This is a genomic window from Exiguobacterium sp. RIT341, assembly GCF_000632205.1.
GTDB lineage: Bacteria > Bacillota > Bacilli > Exiguobacteriales > Exiguobacteriaceae > Exiguobacterium_A.
On sequence record NZ_JFYW01000001.1, the window covers coordinates 1,403,169 to 1,423,844 of the forward strand.

The 20,676-nt window shown below is 48.0% G+C and carries 19 protein-coding genes, 1 riboswitch and 2 other annotated features (1 of these 22 cut by a window edge); of the genes, 8 read left to right on the forward strand and 11 right to left on the reverse strand.

Features of this window, described 5'->3' with window-relative positions; all coding sequences use genetic code 11:
• Positions 1 to 160: 160 nt before the first annotated feature.
• Both BW42_RS07360 and BW42_RS07365 read right to left on the reverse strand, forming a co-directional pair.
• Positions 161 to 586, reverse strand: a complete 426-nt coding sequence (locus tag BW42_RS07360) for a BrxA/BrxB family bacilliredoxin (protein ID WP_023467616.1) — start codon at positions 584 to 586, stop codon at positions 161 to 163.
• A gap of 30 nt (positions 587 to 616) precedes the next feature.
• On the reverse strand, positions 617 to 1,801 hold the full coding sequence (locus BW42_RS07365; protein ID WP_035409035.1) for an SAM-dependent methyltransferase: 1,185 nt from the start codon (positions 1,799 to 1,801) through the stop codon (positions 617 to 619).
• Positions 1,802 to 1,911: 110 nt separating this feature from the next.
• Between BW42_RS07365 and BW42_RS07370 the strand changes: the two genes are divergently transcribed.
• On the forward strand, positions 1,912 to 2,685 hold the full coding sequence (locus BW42_RS07370; protein WP_035409037.1) for a sporulation protein: 774 nt from the start codon (positions 1,912 to 1,914) through the stop codon (positions 2,683 to 2,685).
• Positions 2,686 to 2,887: 202 nt separating this feature from the next.
• Entirely contained in the window at positions 2,888 to 4,804 is a 1,917-nt protein-coding gene (locus BW42_RS07375) for a glycoside hydrolase family 3 protein (RefSeq protein WP_035409039.1), read from the forward strand.
• A gap of 30 nt (positions 4,805 to 4,834) precedes the next feature.
• Here BW42_RS07375 and BW42_RS07380 read toward each other — a convergent pair whose 3' ends face one another.
• Entirely contained in the window at positions 4,835 to 5,131 is a 297-nt protein-coding gene (locus BW42_RS07380) for a hypothetical protein (protein ID WP_035409041.1), read from the reverse strand.
• Between the two features lie 51 nt (positions 5,132 to 5,182).
• Entirely contained in the window at positions 5,183 to 5,878 is a 696-nt protein-coding gene (gene tenA / locus BW42_RS07385) for a thiaminase II (RefSeq protein WP_035409043.1), read from the reverse strand.
• A 72-nt stretch (positions 5,879 to 5,950) separates the two neighbouring features.
• Positions 5,951 to 6,057: riboswitch (TPP riboswitch) on the reverse strand.
• A 193-nt stretch (positions 6,058 to 6,250) separates the two neighbouring features.
• Between tenA and BW42_RS07390 the strand changes: the two genes are divergently transcribed.
• The 6 genes from BW42_RS07390 to BW42_RS07415 all read left to right on the forward strand — a co-directional run bounded on the left by BW42_RS07390 (position 6,251) and on the right by BW42_RS07415 (position 13,769).
• Positions 6,251 to 7,132 carry a DUF1002 domain-containing protein gene (locus tag BW42_RS07390; protein WP_052019067.1) on the forward strand — a complete coding sequence of 294 codons (882 nt, stop codon included), beginning with the start codon at positions 6,251 to 6,253 and terminating at the stop codon, positions 7,130 to 7,132.
• Between the two features lie 277 nt (positions 7,133 to 7,409).
• Entirely contained in the window at positions 7,410 to 9,266 is a 1,857-nt protein-coding gene (gene abc-f / locus BW42_RS07395; RefSeq protein ID WP_052019068.1) for a ribosomal protection-like ABC-F family protein, read from the forward strand.
• 67 nt (positions 9,267 to 9,333) lie between these two features.
• The gene (locus BW42_RS07400; protein WP_035409044.1) at positions 9,334 to 10,227 is read left to right on the forward strand and encodes a diacylglycerol kinase family protein; all 894 of its coding nucleotides are present in this window, start codon (positions 9,334 to 9,336) and stop codon (positions 10,225 to 10,227) included.
• Between the two features lie 245 nt (positions 10,228 to 10,472).
• Entirely contained in the window at positions 10,473 to 11,189 is a 717-nt protein-coding gene (locus BW42_RS07405; RefSeq protein WP_035409046.1) for a peptidoglycan DD-metalloendopeptidase family protein, read from the forward strand.
• A 116-nt stretch (positions 11,190 to 11,305) separates the two neighbouring features.
• Positions 11,306 to 13,279: a penicillin-binding transpeptidase domain-containing protein gene (locus BW42_RS07410; protein WP_035409048.1), complete on the forward strand. Its 1,974-nt coding sequence runs from the start codon at positions 11,306 to 11,308 to the stop codon at positions 13,277 to 13,279.
• A gap of 19 nt (positions 13,280 to 13,298) precedes the next feature.
• Complete coding sequence (locus BW42_RS07415; RefSeq protein WP_081780390.1) at positions 13,299 to 13,769, forward strand: GNAT family N-acetyltransferase; 471 nt, start codon at positions 13,299 to 13,301, stop codon at positions 13,767 to 13,769.
• A 50-nt stretch (positions 13,770 to 13,819) separates the two neighbouring features.
• Here the strand turns inward: BW42_RS07415 and trpA are convergent, their stop codons facing one another.
• From trpA to trpE, 7 genes are read right to left on the reverse strand one after another with little or no spacing between them, the layout of a single operon-like run.
• Positions 13,820 to 14,602, reverse strand: coding sequence for a tryptophan synthase subunit alpha (gene trpA / locus BW42_RS07420; protein ID WP_035409051.1), 783 nt, complete (start codon positions 14,600 to 14,602; stop codon positions 13,820 to 13,822).
• On the reverse strand, positions 14,602 to 15,798 hold the full coding sequence (gene trpB, locus BW42_RS07425; RefSeq protein WP_035409053.1) for a tryptophan synthase subunit beta: 1,197 nt from the start codon (positions 15,796 to 15,798) through the stop codon (positions 14,602 to 14,604). The genes trpA and trpB overlap by 1 nt, the downstream gene beginning before the upstream one ends.
• A 2-nt stretch (positions 15,799 to 15,800) precedes the next feature.
• Positions 15,801 to 16,364 (reverse strand): phosphoribosylanthranilate isomerase, encoded by a 564-nt coding sequence (locus BW42_RS07430; RefSeq protein WP_035409055.1) that lies wholly within the window; start codon positions 16,362 to 16,364, stop codon positions 15,801 to 15,803.
• Positions 16,361 to 17,128, reverse strand: coding sequence for an indole-3-glycerol phosphate synthase TrpC (gene trpC, locus BW42_RS07435; RefSeq protein WP_035409056.1), 768 nt, complete (start codon positions 17,126 to 17,128; stop codon positions 16,361 to 16,363). The genes BW42_RS07430 and trpC overlap by 4 nt, the downstream gene beginning before the upstream one ends.
• Entirely contained in the window at positions 17,125 to 18,141 is a 1,017-nt protein-coding gene (gene trpD / locus BW42_RS16575) for an anthranilate phosphoribosyltransferase (protein ID WP_035409058.1), read from the reverse strand. Before trpD ends, trpC begins: the two co-directional genes overlap by 4 nt.
• 6 nt (positions 18,142 to 18,147) lie before the next feature.
• Positions 18,148 to 18,714, reverse strand: a complete 567-nt coding sequence (locus BW42_RS16580; protein WP_035409060.1) for an aminodeoxychorismate/anthranilate synthase component II — start codon at positions 18,712 to 18,714, stop codon at positions 18,148 to 18,150.
• The gene (gene trpE, locus BW42_RS07450; protein WP_035409061.1) at positions 18,711 to 20,105 is read right to left on the reverse strand and encodes an anthranilate synthase component I; all 1,395 of its coding nucleotides are present in this window, start codon (positions 20,103 to 20,105) and stop codon (positions 18,711 to 18,713) included. Before trpE ends, BW42_RS16580 begins: the two co-directional genes overlap by 4 nt.
• A 50-nt stretch (positions 20,106 to 20,155) precedes the next feature.
• Positions 20,156 to 20,405, reverse strand: a binding site (T-box leader).
• Positions 20,406 to 20,453: 48 nt separating this feature from the next.
• Positions 20,454 to 20,676: a binding site (T-box leader), on the reverse strand (it continues 29 nt past the right edge of the window).

The window sequence follows — 20,676 nt, forward strand, 5'->3', positions numbered from 1 at the left end:
CTGTAAAGCATAAATATATAAATTTTTTTGACTTTCTATTCATAAATCATGCATAAATGACTGTTTATACAATTTTGCAAACGTTTTCAAATTTAGAATTTATTATTTTAGTCTTATGAATACACAAAAAAAAGACTCCTTTTTCAGGAGTCTTCTTCGCTTAGGCGTAGATTTCAATTAATGATTCAAGTTTCTCGACGACTTCTTCCGCCGTGAACGATTCGATGTCGAAGCGCTCGACCATCGAGAGGATGTTTCCATCTTGCATTAACGCAAAGGATGGAGATGAAGGTGGATAACCTTCGAAATATTCACGCGCACGGTCTGTCGCTTCGCGATCTTGTCCAGCGAATACCGTGACGAAATGATCGGGCTTGATGCCCTCTTTCCGATTGACGTACGCTGCTGCAGGACGGGCGATCCCGCCAGCACATCCACAAACAGAATTGACAAGGACAAGTGTCAGACCTTCCCGTTTCATTGCTTCATCCACGCTCTCTGGCGTCGTTAATTCTTCAAATCCAGCAGCTTGCGCTTCTTTGCGGGCTGTTTGGACGACATCTTCAAAATACATTTGGAAATCCATCGTATTGCCTCCTTTGATTCGTTCTCCTTCTTATTGTACGAGTTTCGGTGAAATCTGTCCAAGTCTGCCGCTTAATTCATTTTCTAAAAATGGTCGTGCCTGCAACAGATCACGGAATGCGATGTACCGGTCGATTTTTTCTTCCGTTGGTCGCTTGTTTTGTTTGTACGCACGGATCAAGATGTTCTTCGGTGTGTGCTCAAGATCGATGAATTCAAGCAATTGCGCTTCATATCCTACAAGCGTCAATAACTCGGCACGAATCGAGTCCGTCGCAAGTGATGCGAATTTTTCTTTGATCAGTCCGTGCTGGAGCATGACATCAAGCGGAGCGCAGTCCAATTGACGGTTCAGTTCCTTTTGACAACACGGTACACTTAGGATGACTGATGCATTCCAGTCGACAGCTCGCGCGAGTGCGACGTCCGTCGCAACATCACAAGCGTGAAGCGTCACCATCAGGTCGACTTCCGTTTCCCCTGTATAATCATGAACGTCCCCGACGCGGAATGTCAGATCGGTATAATCCAGATCACGTGCAATTTGCGTACATTCTTCGATAACTTCTTTCTTTAAATCAAGACCTGTCACTTCAAGGTCGAATCCTTTGACGACTTTTAAATAATGGTAGAGAGCGAACGTCAAATACGATTTCCCGCAACCAAAGTCTAAAATCCGCAGTTTTTTTCCTGTTGGTAAGGCGGCGATGCTATCCTCGACGAATTCAAGGAAGCGATTGATTTGCTTGAACTTATCGTACTTCTGTTTTTTGACTTGCCCCGCTTCCGTCATCACACCTAGACGAATCAGAAACGGAACCGGTACACCGTCTTCTAATAGATAGGTTTTTTTTCGGTCATGCGACAAGAGTGCTTTCATCGGTTCCTTTTGGGATGTCTTGATCGCGACTTTCATCTTTTTCGAGAGCTGGAACTGCCATTCTTCTTCTTCAAAACGGAAGAGGAATTGCCGGAATTCCGTGAACCAGTCATCGAGTCGACCGATGAAATCCTCCACTAAAATATTTTCATGCTTCATGACGCGTTCAAATTGAAACTCAACCTGCATCATCACCGTATCTCTTAATAGAATCGGTTTTACCTTGATTCGTCGGAGATCATTGGATTTTTGACGCGGATTGCTCATCGTTGCATGGATCAGTACTCCTTGCGTGATTTTCGAAGCAAGGTTCGCTTTTAATTCATGTAGTTCCACTAGTCGTCCCGTCCTTTTCTAATGTTCTTTCGAAACTGTAGCAAATTCGTACCTGTTCGACAAGTTTACACGCTTCATCATTCTTACGTAATCAAAAGGAGGAATGCATCATGTTCAAAAAAATTCTCTCACAAATCGGAATCGGTGCTGCAACGGTCGACACACGGTTGACGGATGATCGCTGTGAACCAGGCGGTCAAATCCACGGTGTCGTCCATATCAAAGGTGGAAACGTCGATCAAGAAATTGACCGGATTTATCTTGAATTCAACACGCAGTACAAACAAGAAGTCAATGATAGTACGACGTTTACGACCTTTACGCTCGACCGGTTTGCCTTAAATGAAGCGAAGTTCACGATCGAAGCGGGTGTCGAGCGGGAAATTCCATTCACATTACGTGTGCCACTAAATACGCCACTCTCCGTCAGCCAATCGAAATCATGGATCGAGACCGGACTTGACATCGCACAATCCGTTGATCCGTCGGACCGTGACGCTGTCATCGTCGAAGCAAACCGTTACCAAACGACGGTCTTAGATGCCATGGAGTCACTTGGCTTCCGGTTAAAGAAAGCCGATACAGAAAAATTACCTGGACGATTCCGTAAAGATTTACCGATTGCTCAGGAACTTGAATACTCAGCACGCAATACACACTACGCTCATAAACTGGATGAGATCGAAATCATCATGCTCCAAGACAGCTCAGGGATTGATTTAATCGTCCAAGTCGATCGTCGTGCGCATAGTCTCGGATCATTGTTCAGTGAAATGGCTGGAGCGGATGAGTCGATGATCAAACTACGCCTATCCAATAGTGAACTGCAGGATCAGTCATTTGTCGAACGCCAGCTGACAAACATCGTGGAGCGCTATAGCTAATCGATCGAATGACTAAAAAGTGATTCCTCTTTAAGGGGAGTCTTTTTTTTTGTTCAAATCGGAATGCACAAAAACATTATTAAAACTTATTTGCTAATGTAATCGTTTTCAAATAAAATATTGTTTTAAAATAAACACCTTGCTATACTGTCCGTATTGAAAAGAATTCCAGTCGTGGTTTGACTAGAGGAGGATGTACATCATGAAAAGGATCGGGCAATTCACGTTAACAGCAGGACTCGCAGCAGTACTCGTTTCAAGTAGTTTGCCTGTCATGGCAGAGGCAGGATCTTCAGTAGATCGGATCAGTCAAAAAATCGACACGATGACACTCGAACAAAAAATCGGACAGATGATCATGCCGGACTTCCGGCAGTGGAATGGCAGTAACCATACGTCGCTTGCTCCGGAAGTCGCGAACATCATCGACCGCTATGATTTAGGTGGCGTCATTTTATTTGCTGAGAACGTCAGTGAAACCGAACAGACGGCAAAACTCGTTCATGATCTACAAGAAGTCGTCAAACAAGATGACAGCAACGATATTCCGCTCTTTGTCACGATCGACCAAGAAGGTGGCATCGTCACTCGGCTCGGAACAGGAACGAACTTACCCGGCAATATGGCGTTAGGTGCGACCCGTAGTAGCGCGTATGCCAATGATGCCGGTCATATCATCGGTTCCGAACTGCATGCGCTTGGCATCAATGTCAACTTCGGTCCGGTTCTTGACGTCAACAGTAACCCTGGAAATCCCGTCATCGGTGTTCGCTCGTTCTCAAGTGACCCGGAGCTCGTCGGAACGCTCGGTTCCGCTTTGATGAAGGGTATTCAAACTGAAGGCGTCGCAGCGACCGCGAAACACTTCCCGGGTCACGGCGATACCGCGACCGATTCCCATTATGGCTTGCCGGTTGTCGACCGGTCCCTGGAGGAGCTGGAACAAGTCGAGCTCGTCCCGTTCAAGCGAGCCATCGCCGAAGACATCGATATGATCATGACAGGACACATCGGAATGCCGCAAATCGAGTCTGAAGTCGTCACGTCAAAAAATGGCACTTTCCCTTTACCTGCGACATTGTCGGATGATGTCATCACGGGCGTACTGCGCGAAAAACTCGGCTACGATGGCATTGTCATCACGGATGCATTGAACATGCAGGCGATCGCCGACAATTTTACGGAATCAGAAGCCGTTCTGAAAACATTTGAAGCCGGTGTCGACATCGCGCTCATGCCGACGATTCTTCGTTCCGAGCAAGATGTCATAAAACTCGACCAGATTTTCAAGGACGTGATTGCGGCAGTCAAAGACGGACGTCTGTCAGAGGAACGGATTGATCAATCGGTCGAGCGGATCCTGACGCTGAAGGCAGAACGCGGAATATGGAATGGCACGACGGATACGACATCCTTAGCTGATAAACTCGCGCAAGCGAACCAAATCGTCGGTAGTCCCGAACATAAAGTAAAAGAACGCGCGATGACGGAAGCCGCGGTCACACTCGTGAAAAATGATCAACGGACGTTACCCTTCAAGCCGAAAAAGAATGCAAATGTTCTTGTGATTGCCCCTGCGACGGATCAAACGGACAGCATGAAAAAGACGATTGCTTCCCTGCCTAAGAACCGGAACTGGCACGTAACGACAGCGAATTACTCGGCTACTACGCTACCGCTCGACCAAAACCCGACACTACGGGCACAACTCGATGCAGCAGATTACATCATCGTCGGTTCAAACGTCAATACGAGTGCCAAACTACTGCCTACTGCACCAGAACAAGCGATTCCGGCTTCAATCTTCCGATATGCGAAACAAACAGATATACCATCCGTCTTGCTTAGCCTCCGCAATCCATACGATGTCGCCGTTCAACCGGACGCACCGGCACACGTCCTCGTCTATGGTTTTAAAGGGGATCCGAACGGACCGGACTCCGAAGCAGGCAATCTGAAATCAGCGGGACCGAACCTCCCTGCCGGTATCCGAGCGATTTTCGGAACGTTTAAGCCCCAAGGCACTCTACCTGTTGATGTACCAGTCTTTCAGAACGGTATCTTTACCGATCAACTGCATCTCGAATTTGGTGACGGCTTTAAAAATTGGAAAAAATGAGAACATGATACACAAAAGACCGAGACTCCTTTAAAGGATGCCTCGGTCTTTTAATGATTGATACGGATATTCCGCTTCTTCTTTCGCACGATCGTAGACGCGGTATAACCAATAGGTCAGTAATGCATAGACGACAATGACAAGAACAGCAGAAATGTAGCTCCCCATGCTATATGCTACCTTGAAGTTTCGAGTCGTAGCGGATATACCGGACAACACGATTAACGTTGGAATGATATATCCAATAAATTTTACTTTGACTTTACCCAGCATTCGTTGCACGGCATACGCGGCGCTGATCGCGAGTACGATCACGATGATTTCCATTTCTACCCCTACTTCCGCTAAATGTTATACCTAATTCTACCATTCAACTCTTTAGGAAGATACCGTCCGTGCTGGAATCGTCTCGTAAATCGACGTAAACGTTTCTTCCGTCCATCCCATATGCCAAAACAGCAACTCATAATAACAGCTCGTCACGAAATGCCGTTTCATCCGCTCTCGTTCAGTCGGGCTTGCTTGTTCCGCCAACGCATCAAGCCGTGCAATCTGTTCAAAGACGACCTTTTCGAACCATTCCGAACTATATGTGTCGATCCATTGCTGATAGATTTTTTCATCCGGTGTACACGTCAACAATTGTTGCCCAACTTCATAATACAACCAGTAACATGGCAAGATGGCAGCAATCGTCTCACCAAGCGTCCCTTCACTCGCATGATGCATGTGTGAGACGTAAGCATATGCCGTTGGTGCCGGTTCAAATGCTTCAAGGTCTGCTTCCGTGATACCGAGCGGCTCGAAAAATGATTGATGCAAGCTCAGTTCTGCCCCATATGTCGAAGTCGCGTGCTCGGCAAGTGTCGCGATCGTCGCAAAGTCATCTGCTTTTGACGCTGCCTTCGCTTGAATCTTCGCAAAGTGTTTTAAGTAATACGCATCCTGCATGACATAATGTCGAAATTTCGAGAGCGGTAACGTTCCCTCGCCGATTCCTTGAACGAATGGGTGCGTAAAACTACTGTCCCAATACGCTTGTGCTGCTTGTTTGATTTCTTGTGTGAATGTCATGATCTCATCCTCCTTGTTTTTATGAAACGAAAAAACACCACCCCGAAACACACGGGCATGGCGCAAGAAGAACAAGACTTGACGCCACTTCCCTCCGTAAGTACGAACTTAATCAGGTTCAAAGGGTCCGAACGTCTTCGTTCGTCTCAGTCGGCCTACCGACTCCCCTAGTGGTCATTATTCGATTCAAATCCACTATAGCATGCTGAAAATGGAAGTCAAGTTGTCCTCTTTTCGCTATACTATGGAGTGTCAGAAGGCGGATATCGTCTCCATCTACAGACCGATTCCGAACTTCTTTCGTTCTCGTACACTAATTTTAGTACCTGATACTATAATTCATTCTGTTACTTACAATTGGAGGATTTCATTATGCATACACCAACAAAAATCATGGCGTCAGCCGTTATCGCTTCTGCTTTATTACTTCCGACAGCCGCATCCGCCGAGCAGGTCGTCGATAAGACAATCGTCACTCTCGGTGAGTCACTCGGCGCAAAAGATAAGGCTTGGGTGCTTTCACGTCTCAATGCACCGGAAGGTATCACACCGATCATCGCAACCTCTGCAGACGAAGAAAAATACCTCGGGAAAAACATCCCCCAGTCACAAAAGGGCGGCAACATGTATTCATCCGCTAAGATCGAATTGACGGAAAAAGGTGACGGACTTTCCGTTGCGACGGAAAACATCACGTGGGTGACGAAGGATATGTATTTGAACGCTCTCGTCACGGCAGGTGTCAAAGATGCCGACATCACGATCACTTCTCCTTATAAAGTGACTGGAACATCGGCACTGACAGGAATCATGAAAGCCTATGATCAAACTTCGGCTGAGACCGGAATCAAGCTGAGTGACGAACGGAAAGATTTAGCACAGCAAGAATTATCGGTCACATCAGACGTCGGGAAGACAGTCGGGACAGATAGAGTCGCTGATTTGATGAATGAGATCAAGGCCGAAATCGCGAATCAAAAACCGGAAACAAAAGTCGAGATCGAAAACCTGATCGTCCAAGTCATTCAAAACAACAACATCCAACTGTCTGATGCACAGATGGATCGGTTGACGAATCTATTCAATCAAATGGAGCAAGCGAACATCAACTGGGGGCAAATCGAGAGTGGACTGAAAAATGCTGGTCAAGACATCCATGCGTTTGCAACGTCCGAGGAGACAAAAGGATTCTTCGCTAAATTATTTGATGGTCTGAGTGACTTCTTCAGCTCGATTGCTGGTGTGTTCAAATAATTCAGACTTCCGCAATTAACAAGATAATGGTAAACTGGTTGTATCTGAAACGAAAGGTGGTGTGAAATGATGGACTTTGCTGCGTGCAAACATTGGTTAATGGAACAATTGTATCTGTTGCGCGCGATTTTTCATGGAATGGCGTTCTAAGGCACCCGTCTGCCCTTTTTTAGAACTTCATGATTGAAAAATACAGCAAAGCGCATCTTTCACACACTAGGGAGAGTGCTATTTGCGCTCTCCCTTTTTTTAATGCGCGCGAAAGGATCAACTTATTATGATGATTTGCGACATTCAACATCTGACAAAACAATTCGGAGGCGAAACGATTTTAACGGACGTTTCCCTCTTCTTAAACGAACACGATCGTGTCGGTCTGATTGGACGAAACGGGAGTGGTAAAACGACATTACTCCGCTTACTTGCTCGCCTTGACCAACCGGACGGTGGAGTCATCTATCAAAAGAACGGTTTGACGATTGGCTACTTGGAACAACTTCCCACTTATGCCGAGACAATGACCGGACTCGACGTCCTTTGGACGGCGTTTGAAGAGATCCTCGCAATCCGTTCTCGGATGCAACAGTTGGAGCTTTTGATGGCGACAGCGCCAGATGATCTGGATGCACTACTCGTTCGATATGCGGAAGCGACAAATGCATTCGAACAAAAAGATGGCTATCTACTCGACTCGAAGATCGAGCGCATGGTGAACGGATTACATTTACGTCCGTTACTCACTCGCCCTTTCCATCAGTTGAGCGGCGGTGAGCAAACGAAGATTTGCCTCGGTCGCATGTTGCTGATGGAACCACACCTCCTAATCCTTGATGAGCCGACGAACCATCTTGATTTAGCTGCCGTTGAATGGTTAGAACAATTCTTACGGGACTACACTGGAACTATCCTGCTCGTCTCTCACGACCGGGTCTTCTTAGACGCCGTCGTCACCTCGATCGTCGAGCTTGAAGATGGTGAACTGACCTCCTACCTAGGGAACTACAGTGCGTTCGTCGTCGAACGAGAACGTCGCTTGATGGAACAGTTCCACGCCTATCAGGAACAACAGAAAAAAATCAAGAAGATGAAGGAAGCGATTCGTCGACTACGGCAGTGGGCAAACGAAGCATCTCCACCGAGTGAGAAATTATTCCGTAAAGCAAAATCGATGGAGCGGGCACTCGAGCGAATCGAACGGATCAAACGACCGCAACTCGAAGCCAAAACCGCTGATGTCTCTTTTTCTTCTACCGATCATACGAGTCAAGTCGTCTTTCGCGCTGAAGAGCTCTCTTTCGCTTACGATTCCCGTCGCATTTTCGATGTTGTCTCGTTCGAAATCATGGCTCAAGATCGGGTTGCAATCGTCGGAACGAATGGGAGCGGGAAATCGACGTTGCTCGCACTGTTGCTTGATGAATTGTCACCAGACGCAGGCACGCTCACGCGTGGACCATCGAACCGGATCGGTTACTTGTCCCAGCATGCCCATTTCGAGGAGGATGCTCGCTTAATCGACTGGTTTAGAGACCGCATTGCCGTTCCAGAAGCGGAAGCCCGCCATATTCTTGCCCGGTTCCTGTTTTTTGGACCGACTGTCTTTCGGTCTATTTTGTCACTAAGCGGAGGAGAACGTGTTCGATTGCAGCTTGCCGTACTCGTTCATTCGTCGATCAACGTTTTGATTCTCGATGAGCCGACGAATCATCTAGATATTGAATCAAGAGAGACGCTTGAAGAAGCACTCGAGAATTTTTCTGGTACATTGATCGCCGTCTCACACGACCGCTATTTCTTGAATCGTCTTTTTTCAAAAATCATTTGGCTTGACCATCAAATTACTTCGTATACTGGAAACTATGCTTACGCAGTGGAGAAACGACATGCCAGTCATGACACACCACCTCAGATAAATCATGAGAAGAAATCGAAAATTTCAAAGCGTTCGAAAGCACCTGCGAAAGAACAGTCCATTGAACAGCAAATAGAAGAGCTGGAACTTCAAGTCGTACATCTTGATGCCGTTCTTTCTCATGTATCCGCGGAAGAAGAATGGATGACGGTCGAGATGGAAAAAGAAGCATTGTTACGAAAAATTGAAGGTTTGTATGAACGTTTAATTTTAGAAACTTGAACTAAAATGATTAGTCCTTCTTTGACTCGGGAAAATAGGAACAGATACGTCAAAGGAGGAATTCATCTTGTCTCAAGCTATGTTGATCATCAACCCGTCTTCTGGTAAAGAACTCGGAAAAAAACACGCGACGCTCGCTGAAGAGACGCTTGCTACTCGCTTTCAAACCGTCGACGTTCGATTCACGGAAAAAGAACACGATGCAACGGAATTCGCACGTCATGCCGCCCAGTCTAATTACGACGCCGTCATCGCCATGGGCGGTGATGGAACGGTCAATGAAGTCATTACTGGAATTGCCGAGCAACCACATCGTCCAACACTTGGGATCGTACCACTTGGGACGGTCAATGATTTATCACGCGCGTTACACATCCCGACGGACCCCGAAGAGGCGATTCAGATATTAGCTGATGCCCCTGCCCGCCCGCTTGATATCGGTAAATATGATGATCATTACTTCATGAACGTCATTGCGGTTGGTCTGATTGCGGAAGCCGTCGAAGAAGTGAGCATCGAACAGAAAACGTCACTTGGATCGGTCGCTTATTTCATTGAAGGTCTGAAAGCCTTTAAGGATCATAGTCCTTATCCAATCGAAATCAACTCTGCCGAAAAACAATTTGATGGAGAAGCCCACTTGTTAATCATCGCCTTGACGAATTCCGTTGGTGGATTCGAATCGTTTGCGGAAGAAGCAAAAGTCGACGATGGATTACTGCATGGATTCATCATTACGAAGCTCGGATTCTTTGATGCGCTTCAAGCATTACCTAAACTCATCACGGGTGGGTTATCAAAGGCGGATCAAATCGAACACTTCACGACGACACGTGTCGAGATTCGTTCGAAAGAAGAGTTACCAATCAATGCCGATGGTGATACGGCAGGTCATGTTCCTGTGACTGTCGAGGTACTCCCTCAACATCTCACTGTATATTCACCATTCTCTGCTGACTAACGTTATACGAGTAAAAAAAGAAATCGACGATTTGTCGGTTTCTTTTTTTACTTTAAAATCCATTACAATATATGTTAACAAAGCGTAATTTTGAAATATATTTGAAATATTTTTGTGTTATTGACGATGCTATAATCATCTCAGGCGAAAAATCATTCTTTAAAATAAATAAATATACATAAAATCTTACAATTTTGTAATGATCAGTTCTGGCGCTTCAGATTTTTAAGGAGGAAATACACTTAATGAAACGTTTGCTTACAACAATGACAATGACAGCTTTGGTAGTTTCAGGTTTTGCTACAACGAGTGCTTCGAAAGTTGAGGCCGCAACGACATATAAAGTAAAAGTCATGGCAGACGGACTACGCGTCCGGACAGGTCCATCAACGGCTTATAAAATCGTCGGTAGCGTCAATACAGGACAGACATTCAATTATCTCGGTGTTTCTGGTTCATGGACAAAAATTTCATACGGCGGCGCATCACGCTACGTTTCTTCTACATATGTTAAAAAGTACAGTACGACGACTTCAACAAAAGCAACGACTGGTTTTTCGCGTCCAGCAAGCGGTCCGATCACACAAGGATACGGTGCGGCAAGCGGTGTTTATGGTTACACGTTCCACAATGGTATTGATATCGGTGCTCCGACGGGTACACCCATCTATGCTTCAGCTGCTGGAAAGGTCATCACGTCTCGTTACTACGGTGCATACGGTAATCATGTCATGATGACGCATACGGTTAACGGCATCCAGTACACGACAGTTTACGCACATATGAACAGCCGTGCTGTTTCTGTTGGACAAACGATTGCTAAAGGAACAAAAATCGGGACAGTCGGCGCGACAGGAAATGCCTTTGGTGCTCACTTGCATTTTGAAATGCACCGCGGCTCTTACGTCTACAGTGGAACGTCTGCAGCAAACAGCGTTAATCCACTCAATTACTTCAACTGAATCAGATTCGCCGGACTTCTCATCTTGAGAAGTCCGGTTTTTTGTTTCAGATGAAATCTTCTGACAGGAGTGGTACGGTATATTCATGGCTCTCATGCATATAGGAGGCGAATCATATGAAACGAACCATTCCCTTGATTCTATCGGCATCTTTCGGCGTGACTCTGCTTGCCGGTTGCCAAGATCAACCGACACCTGAAGAACGTCTTGATGCCTATATCAAACTTTGGGAGAAACAGGACTACGATAAAATGTATACGTACGCGAGTACAGCTACTAAAAAAGAATACGGTAAAAAAGAATTCATCGAGCGAACGAAACAATTGTCGAAATCACTTGATATTCAAAAGTTATCCGTCGAACGAAAGAAAGCGGAGGAAGCAACGGATGACGAAAAAGCGTCCCTTCCCGTGCGGATTTCCTTTGATACGGTTGCAGGAACCGTTGCCTACGATAAACAAGTTCCACTGACATTTGAGAAACAAGGTGAGACCGAAAACTGGTTCATCGACTGGGATACTTCTTTTGTCCTAAAGGATTTTAAAAAGGATGACAAAGTCCAGCTACAAACCGTTGAAGGCAAACGTGGTGATTTACTCGATTCGAATGAGAAACCGCTCGCAACCTCTGGAAAAGGATTTGCTGTCGGCGCGACAGCCGGACAATTAAAAGACATCGAGAAAGTTGCCGAATTGCTCGACCGCCCGACCTCTTCAGTCGAAGATTCCTTAAAGGCAAGTTGGGTCAAAGATGGACAGTTCGTTCCGCTCAAAACGATGACCGACGAAGCAATGGTTGAAAAATTGCGTGACATTCCTGGAATCAGTGTCCAAGAAACGGAAGTCCGAACGTATCCACTTGGTAAAGCAACCTCTCATTTGATTGGATATATCGGTTCAGCGACAGCAGACGAGATTAAACAATCAAAAAATCAAATCCAAGCTGGCGAGCAAGTCGGGAAACGTGGACTTGAACAAGTACTCGATGAGCGCTTACGTGGTAAAGCCGGTGCGACAATCACTTTACAGAAAAAAGACGGCTCAAACGTTACTGTTGCCGAAACGAAACCGACGGATGGCGAAGATATTGCGTTGACAATTGATGCCACTCTTCAAAAAAAGACTTATGAAACGATGCAGGATGATCCCGGAACAGCATCAGCGATTGATCCGCGGACCGGCGAGACCCGTGTCTTACTCAGCTCTCCTGGCTTTGATCCTTCTGAATTCATGTCAGGAATCTCACAAGCACGACTCGATGAACTGACGCAGGACCCGGACCAGCCATTATTGAACCGATTCACAAGTGCCTTCGCACCCGGTTCGACTCAAAAACCATTGACGGCTGCTGTCGGATTAAAGAGCGAAACGCTCGACCCGGAAAAAGCCTACACAATCAATGGGCTGAAAAATAAGATCGATGGTTTTAACGTCACCCGCATTCATGAGACACCGGCCCCGGTCAATCTGCATAATGCGCTCGTCTATTCCGACAACATCTATTTCGCCCGTTCGACACTCGAACAAGTCGGAACGAAAGCATTTACGTCTGGTCTTGAAGCGCTCGGATATGGTGAAAAGCTACCGTTCACGTATCCATTACGTGCCTCACAGATCTCAAACGACGGCACGATTTCTTCTGATGGACAGCTGATGGACACGTCTTACGGACAAGGTCAGATGTTGACGAATATTCTACACTTAGCATCGATGTATGAAATTTTCCTGACGGATGGAACAATCTATCGTCCGACACTCTTACAAGAGGAAAAAACGAAGCAAGTCTTTAAGAAGGATTTACTCGACGCAGACGACGCGAAGATGATCCGCGATGATTTGTATGATGTCGTTCATAACGGTTATACGCTTCCGGCTGATATCAAAGAAGTCGATGTTGCCGGTAAGACAGGTACGGCAGAATTGAAAAAGGCAGGCGAAACCGACGGCAAAGAGAATGGCTTCTTCGTTGGATACGACAACGACAAAAAAGATCTTCTCGTTGCCATCATGATCGAGTCAGTCGAAAAAGAAGATCGTGGCAGTCCGTACGTGTCGGGACTTGTCGCCGAAGTACTCAAACAAAATCGATGATCGGAGTGATCGCTTCTTGATGATCCGCACTAGCTGTACTTCAGACCTCCCTGCCCTGCTTACACTGACGGCAGAGACATTCGCGCATCACAAGCGGTTGTCGCCTCACTTTCACCCAGATGTAACGACACCATACACGCTAGAGTCTTTAAGTCAGATGATAGAAGCAGAACAACACCTCTGTCTGACAGTGCTCGATGGAGAAACACTCATTGGTTACTTGTTTGGTAAGTGGACGGCACCGGCACCCGACCGGTTTACGCCTGTCCGAATCTTGAACATCACTGACGTCGGTGTCACCTTTTCCCATCGTTCATCAGGAATCGGTCGCCAGTTGATGCAGGTTGCGGAAGAACTCGCACTCGAGCAAAAGGTGGATGCTGTTCGCTTGAATGTCTGGACCGTCAACGACCGGGCCGCAACGTTTTATGAAGAACTCGGATTCGAACCGCTGTATACGAACTTGCAGAAGTCACTCGTTCAAAAGTGACATCTATACGAAAAAGAGCGGATGATCGTATGATCATCTGCTCTTTTTCATTAATGTGACGGCGTTGCCGCAAGCCGTGCTGCCATCAACTGTTGAATCGTTTCTCGATCGTTTTGATGGAGTAAGTCGACGATCTTACTGCCGACGATGACACCCGCGACTGGTCGACTCAACTGTTTGACGTGTTCCGGTGTACTGATTCCGAACCCGGCAAGTACCGGTACCGGGCTATGGGCTGCGACATTTGCTAAATGTTCTTTAAGCGCCGTATCAAACGTCGTCTGTCCGCCAGTCGTCCCATTGACCGTAACGGCGTAAAGGAACCCTTCGCTTTTATCGGCAATCTTTTGAATCCGTTCCATTGGACTCGTCAAGGAAACGAGTTGAACGAGCGCGATATCCGACTTGTCCTCTCGTTCTAAGAACTGTTCACTCTGTTCAAGTGGTAAATCAGGAATGATCAATCCGTCAACCCCGACTTCGCGACATGTCGCTAAAAACGCTGTTAATCCATAACGGAAAATCGGGTTTAAGTACGTCATCAAGACGATTGGAACATCGACGGTCTGACGGGCAACGCGAACCGCCTCAAGAACATCCTTCAGTCCGACGTTCGCTTCTAGCGCCCGGAGTCCCGCTTCTTGAATGACTGGACCGTCAGCGACGGGATCCGAAAACGGAACGCCGACTTCAATCGCTGTCGCTCCGGATTCAGCGAGAAACGCTAAGATTTCCGGAAGGCGATCAATCCCTCCATCTCCCCCCATGACGTACGGGATGAAGGCTTTTTCGCCCTTACTTGTAACGTTACGAATCGCTGTTTCTAATCGCATCATTCTTCCCCCTTTAGTGCGTTTCTGACAGTAACGACATCTTTGTCGCCACGTCCTGATAAGCAGATGACGAGAATCTCTTCCTTGTCCATCTCTGCAGCGAGTTGAGTCGCATAGGCAATCGCGTGTGCCGACTCGAGTGCCGGGATGATTCCCTCCTTGCGGCTCAACAGCTGTAGTGCTTCGAGTGCTTGTTCGTCGGTCACCGCTTCATACTGAACACGACCGATATCTTTGAGCAAACTATGCTCGGGTCCGACGCCCGGATAGTCAAGTCCTGCTGAGATCGAGTGCGCTTCTTGTACTTGACCGTGTGCATCCTGTAAGAGATACATCATCGAACCGTGCAAGACACCGACCTCTCCTTTTGTCATCGTCGCTGCGTGTTTTTCTGTGTCGATTCCGCTGCCCGCTGCTTCAATGCCATACAATTTTACATCTGTATCATCGATGAAAGGATGGAACATCCCGATCGCATTACTACCGCCGCCGACACAAGCGACGATCGCCTCTGGCAGACGCCCCTCTTTTTCGATGATTTGACGTCGTGTCTCTTTTCCGATGACCGCTTGGAAATCACGCACGAGTTGTGGGAATGGGTGTGGTCCGAGAACAGAACCCATCAAGTAATGCGTGTCTTCGACATGTTTGACCCAGTAACGGAGTGCTTCATTGACGGCATCTTTGAGTGTCCGACTGCCTTGTGTGACCGGGATGACGGTTGCTCCAAGTAACTCCATCCGGAAGACGTTCAACTCTTGACGACGGACGTCCTCTTCGCCCATGAAGATGACACACTCGAGGTCGAGCAAGGCACAGACCGTCGCTGTCGCGACACCGTGTTGTCCTGCCCCTGTCTCAGCAACGATTTTTCGTTTCCCCATCCGTTCAGCCAGTAACGCTTGACCGATCGTATTGTTGATTTTATGGGCACCGGTATGGTTCAAGTCTTCTCGTTTCAAATAGATCTTTGCGCCACCAATCGTTTGCGTCAAATGTTCGGCAAAGTAAAGTGGTGTTTCACGTCCGACGTATTCTTTCAGCAATTCGTCCATTCGCGCTTGAAATGCTGGATCTTCTTTTACGGTTTCGTATGCTTCTTCAAGTTCGATCACTGCATGCATCAATGTTTCCGGGATGTAGCGTCCTCCGTATTTACCGTATTGCCCGAGTGTGTCCGGTTGTGCGTAGCTCATGCTTATCTCTCCTTTACGGCATCAGCGAATGCCTGCATTTTGATGGGATCTTTCCGTCCGTCCGTCTCGATGCCACTTGAGACATCAACGGCGAACGGGCGATATCGTTTGATTGCTTCTCCGACGTTTCCTGCTGTCAAGCCACCGGCAATGAATAGTGGACGTTCTGCTTGAATGTCTCGTGACCAGTCGAATGTCTCGCCACTTCCAGCAACCGGTGCGTCGACGAGTAAATACTCCGTCTGTTGCTCTACTTCTGCGATGTCCGTCACGGGAATCGCTTGAATGATCGGAACCGGTAGCTTGCCGTCCGGAATCGTCCCATGAATTTGGATGAGGTCCAGTTCGACTTGCTCGACGGCGTCGGTCACCTGCTGGTAAGTCGGGGAGACGAAGACCCCGACGACCTGGACCGTACTTGGAATGTCGCGTCTAAGACGCGCTGCTTCTTCTAGCGTGACCTGTCGTTTACTTTTAGCAAAGACGAAACCGATGTAGTCCGCTAAGCGAACTGCCGCTTCGACATGTTCTCTTTCCCGGAGACCACAGAACTTAATCCGTGTCATACGCGAACGCCACTCACTTCTCGGATGAAGACTTGTGGATCGTCTGCCCGCATCAATGTCTCACCGACGAGGATCCCGTCTGCACCTGCAGCATGTAACAACTGTGCTTCCTCGACCGTCTTGATGCCACTCTCACTGATGTACCGGACGTCTGGTTGTTTCTGTTCGAGTAATCCGACCGATGTCTGTAAATCAACTTCGAACTTTTTCAAGTTCCGGTTGTTGATGCCGATGATTTGCGCACCGATCGCCTCTGCCCGGCGTAATTCCTCTTCGTCATGGACTTCGACTAAGACCTCAAGCCCTTCCGCGTAAGCATACGCATACAAGTCAGCAAGCGTCTCCTGCTCGAGAGCGGCGACGATTAAGAGAATCAACCGTGCTCCATGTGCTTTTGCCCGGTCGATCTGAACCCGGTCGATCATGAAATCCTTACAGAGGACGGGGATGTCGACCGCTGCAGCGACTGCCGCTAAATCGTCCATCGATCCTTTGAAGTACGTCTCGTCCGTCAAGACAGAGATGACGGTCGCCCCACTCGCTTCATATTGTTTTGCCTGAGTGACGACATCGACGTCGAGTGCGATGGCACCTTTTGATGGCGACGCTCGTTTGATTTCCGCGATGACGGATAAATCCGCTCCCGCTAGTCGTTGCTTAATCGACGGCTTCAATGCCTCTCGATCAATTCGTTCGACCCCGTTTAATTTTAATTGCAGGACTTCTGCTCGTTTCGTTTCGATGATGCGATCTAAGATATTCATCCGATTGCTTCCTCCCGTGTCATTTGTCGTAATTGGTTCAATCGTTCCATCGCTCGTCCTGAATCGATGCTATCTGCTGCTAAAGCAATCCCTTCCTCAATCGTCTTCGCTCGATTTGCTGCAAAGAGTGCAATTCCGGCATTGAGTAGGACCGTGTCGCGATAAGCACCATGCTCGCCACCAAGGACTTGCAGTAAAATCGTCGCATTCTCTTGTGCACTACCTCCACGGATCGCTTCAAGCGGTGCGGTCTTCAGTCCGACTTCCTCCGGGTGAAGACTGAAGCGGATCAGCTCACCTTCGTCAAGTAAGACGAGTTGGTTCGTTCCGGCAAGGGATGCTTCATCCATTCCATTCGCACCATGCAAGACGATTGCCCGCTTCCGACCGAGTCGATGTAAAGTCAACGCCATCGTCTCGAGCATATCCTCCCGGTAAATTCCTAATAGTTGTGTCTTGAGTGGGACCGGATTCGTCAACGGACCGATCAAGTTAAAGATCGTTGGAATCCGCAGATCGCGTCGAACCTTCATGATTTGCTTGACGCGTGGGTGCATCCGTTGCGCAAACAAGAAGGCGATTCCGTTCGACTCGAGCTGTTCTGCTAAACGTTCTGGTGTCGCATCAAGTGACACCCCGAGTGCTTCGAGCACATCAGCGCTGCCCGTTTTACTCGAGACACTCCGATTTCCGTGCTTCGCGACTTTCATACCGGCACCGGCTAGGACGAAGGCGGCTGTCGTACTGATGTTGAACGATTGTGAGCCGTCGCCTCCCGTGCCGCAGTTATCCATGAAATCGCCGGTGACCGGAATGTCGAGGGCGACCTCGCGCATGATTGAAGCGAGACCAGCTAATTCTTCTGCAGTCTCCCCTTTTGCTTTCAAGGCGACGAGAAAAGCAGCAATTTCGCTATCGGTCACGTCTTCTGCAAACAGTTCGCGTGCTGCCTGTTGCATCTCTTCATATCGTAAATGTTTTGCTTCTGCTAATTTCAATAACGTCTCTTTCATCGTTCGTCACTCCTTCGTCAATTCAATGAATCGTTTAATCATCTGCTGTCCTTGTGGTGTTCCGACGGATTCAGGATGGAACTGGATTCCGAAAGTCGGATGCGTCCGGTGCTCGAGTGCCATAATCGTCCGGTCATCCGTTTCTGCTGTGATGACGAGCTCCGTCGGTAAGTCGTTTCGAGCGACGATCAGCGAATGATAGCGCATGACCTCTAACGTTCCTGTCATTTCGTCGAAGAGTTGTCCCGATTGTCGGATCATCGATGTCTTCCCGTGCATGATGACCGGTGCTTCAACGATGCGTCCTCCGAATGCTTCGCCGATTGCCTGATGTCCGAGGCAGACACCGAGAATTGGTACTTGACCCGATAATTGACGAATTAGATCGATGCAGATGCCAGCATCAGCCGGGCGACCGGGACCGGGTGAGAGGATGATACCGTCCGGTTTCATCTCGCGGAGCTCTTCGATGCTAACCGCATCGTTTCGAATGACGTGGACGGCCGTATAAACCGATGCGTATTGATATAGGTTATAGGTAAAGGAATCATAGTTATCAATCAGGACGATCATTTCCAAACCTCCAGTAGTGATTTCGCTTTGTGTAACGTCTCCTGGTACTCAAGGCGTGGAATCGAGTCGTAGACGATACCAGCCCCTGCTTGAACAGAAGCGACACCATCCTTGATGACCATCGTCCGGATAGCGAGAGCAAAATCCATATTCCCCCGAATGTCGAAATAGCCAACAGCTCCAGCGTATACTTCTCGTTTGACCTGTTCGTACTGGTCAATCAACTGCATCGCTCGAATTTTCGGAGCTCCTGTGACCGTCCCAGCCGGTAGACAAGAGACAAGTGCGTCTGCTCCAGTCTTCCCGTCTGCTAACGTCCCTTCAACGACGGAGACGAGGTGCATGACGTTCTTGAATCGTTCGATTTGCATGAAGCGTGTCACTTCGACGGTACCAATCTGACAAATCCGTCCTAAGTCGTTGCGTCCAAGATCGACGAGCATCCGATGCTCGGCCCGTTCCTTTTCATCGTGAAGCAACTCTTCTGCTAGCCGTTCATCTTCCTCTGTCGTCTTCCCCCGGCGACGTGTGCCGGCAATCGGATTCGTCGTCACTCGATTCCCTTTGACTTGGACCAAACTTTCCGGGGAGGCCCCAAGTACGATTGCTTCGCCTAAGTCGATATAAAAGAGATAGGGACTCGGATTATCCTTACGGAGTTTTCGGTAAAATTGGAACGGGTCACCCGTAAACGTCGCATCGAGTCGTTGCGAAAGAACCAGTTGGAAGACGTCGCCTTGCCGAATATGTCTCTTCGCTTGTTCGACGAGTCCTTCAAACGTCTCTTGATCCATCAACGGTTCATAAACGACATCCCGGAGTGGACGCTCGATGTCTGTTCGCTCTCGCGATTGTTCGAGTTGCGCTTTCCGATCTACTAGACGTTGACGTAATTCATCACGATCGGTGATGCCACCAAGTGACGTTTGAATTAAATGAACACGATGTTCGAGATGATCAAACAGGATGATTTGGTCGTAGACGGCGAGTAGCGCGTCCGGTAGTTGGCGCGTTCGTTCCGGAATCGCTCCGAGTGTCTCATACGCCCGCATCATATCGTAACCGACATATCCGATCCCGCCTGCTAAAAACGGAAGATCTTCTTCGACGCCCTCCCGGAGGATCAACTGTTGCATCAGTCGTACTGGATCACCTGTTTCTTGTGTCAATCGACCTGTCTTCAACTGTTCCCGTGTCACGGTTCGTCCTTCTGCGCGGATCATTTCCACCGGATCGACACCGATGATCGAATACCGTCCATGATCCGTATGGGCGGAGCTTTCAAGTAAACATTTCTGTGTTCCACTCAGTTGTTGGAAAATCATGATCGGCGTCATCTCGTCGCCGTTTAGTTCAAGTTGTTCAATGATAAGTGTGTCTGTCTGAACCATCTCTGTTCGCCTCCTGGAATAAAAAAAGTCCTCCACACAGCATATGCTGCATGGAGGACGATGATCTCGCGGTGCCACCTCTCGATTGGAACGGTTCGATCGTTCCCACTCTGTCTGATGCGTCTAAATAAGAGACATCATAGCCTACGATAACGGGGGCATCCGTCGTGACCTACTTCTTCGTTCAGCCACGCTCTCATGAGACCATTCACGAAACCTCGCCGTACGGAAGTCGCACCATTCTTCCGCTCTCTGAAACGCCGATGTTGCCTCGCTACTTAACTCACTCTACGATTTATTCGATTCAATTGTATACGAAAAGGGTCTTCTCGCCCATTCATGTAGAACATGAAGGACGGGAAGACCCGCGGTACCACCTTCGTTGACGATGCTGACATCGTCCCCTTTGAAACGAACCGGACCATTGTCCTGATTCGTCGACCCCAATAACGGGAGGAACCCGTCAGAGCCTACTACCCACTTAAAGGATTCGGTCTGAAGCTCGGAAGGCCATTCGCTTGTTACCCGATACTGATTCACACCACCCATCAGCTCTCTTAAATCGTTTCAC

Coding starts and splice junctions, on each gene's coding strand:
- BW42_RS07360 (WP_023467616.1), bottom strand. CDS start 586: ATGGATTTCCAAATGTATTTTGAAGATGTCGTCCAAACAGCCCGCAAA.
- BW42_RS07370 (WP_035409037.1), top strand. CDS start 1,912: ATGTTCAAAAAAATTCTCTCACAAATCGGAATCGGTGCTGCAACGGTC.
- BW42_RS07375 (WP_035409039.1), top strand. CDS start 2,888: ATGAAAAGGATCGGGCAATTCACGTTAACAGCAGGACTCGCAGCAGTA.
- BW42_RS07380 (WP_035409041.1), bottom strand. CDS start 5,131: ATGGAAATCATCGTGATCGTACTCGCGATCAGCGCCGCGTATGCCGTG.
- tenA (WP_035409043.1), bottom strand. CDS start 5,878: ATGACATTCACACAAGAAATCAAACAAGCAGCACAAGCGTATTGGGAC.
- BW42_RS07390 (WP_052019067.1), top strand. CDS start 6,251: ATGCATACACCAACAAAAATCATGGCGTCAGCCGTTATCGCTTCTGCT.
- abc-f (WP_052019068.1), top strand. CDS start 7,410: ATGATGATTTGCGACATTCAACATCTGACAAAACAATTCGGAGGCGAA.
- BW42_RS07405 (WP_035409046.1), top strand. CDS start 10,473: ATGAAACGTTTGCTTACAACAATGACAATGACAGCTTTGGTAGTTTCA.
- BW42_RS07410 (WP_035409048.1), top strand. CDS start 11,306: ATGAAACGAACCATTCCCTTGATTCTATCGGCATCTTTCGGCGTGACT.
- BW42_RS07415 (WP_081780390.1), top strand. CDS start 13,299: ATGATCCGCACTAGCTGTACTTCAGACCTCCCTGCCCTGCTTACACTG.
- trpA (WP_035409051.1), bottom strand. CDS start 14,602: ATGCGATTAGAAACAGCGATTCGTAACGTTACAAGTAAGGGCGAAAAA.
- trpB (WP_035409053.1), bottom strand. CDS start 15,798: ATGAGCTACGCACAACCGGACACACTCGGGCAATACGGTAAATACGGA.
- BW42_RS07430 (WP_035409055.1), bottom strand. CDS start 16,364: ATGACACGGATTAAGTTCTGTGGTCTCCGGGAAAGAGAACATGTCGAA.
- trpC (WP_035409056.1), bottom strand. CDS start 17,128: ATGAATATCTTAGATCGCATCATCGAAACGAAACGAGCAGAAGTCCTG.
- trpD (WP_035409058.1), bottom strand. CDS start 18,141: ATGAAAGAGACGTTATTGAAATTAGCAGAAGCAAAACATTTACGATAT.
- BW42_RS16580 (WP_035409060.1), bottom strand. CDS start 18,714: ATGATCGTCCTGATTGATAACTATGATTCCTTTACCTATAACCTATAT.
- trpE (WP_035409061.1), bottom strand. CDS start 20,105: ATGGTTCAGACAGACACACTTATCATTGAACAACTTGAACTAAACGGC.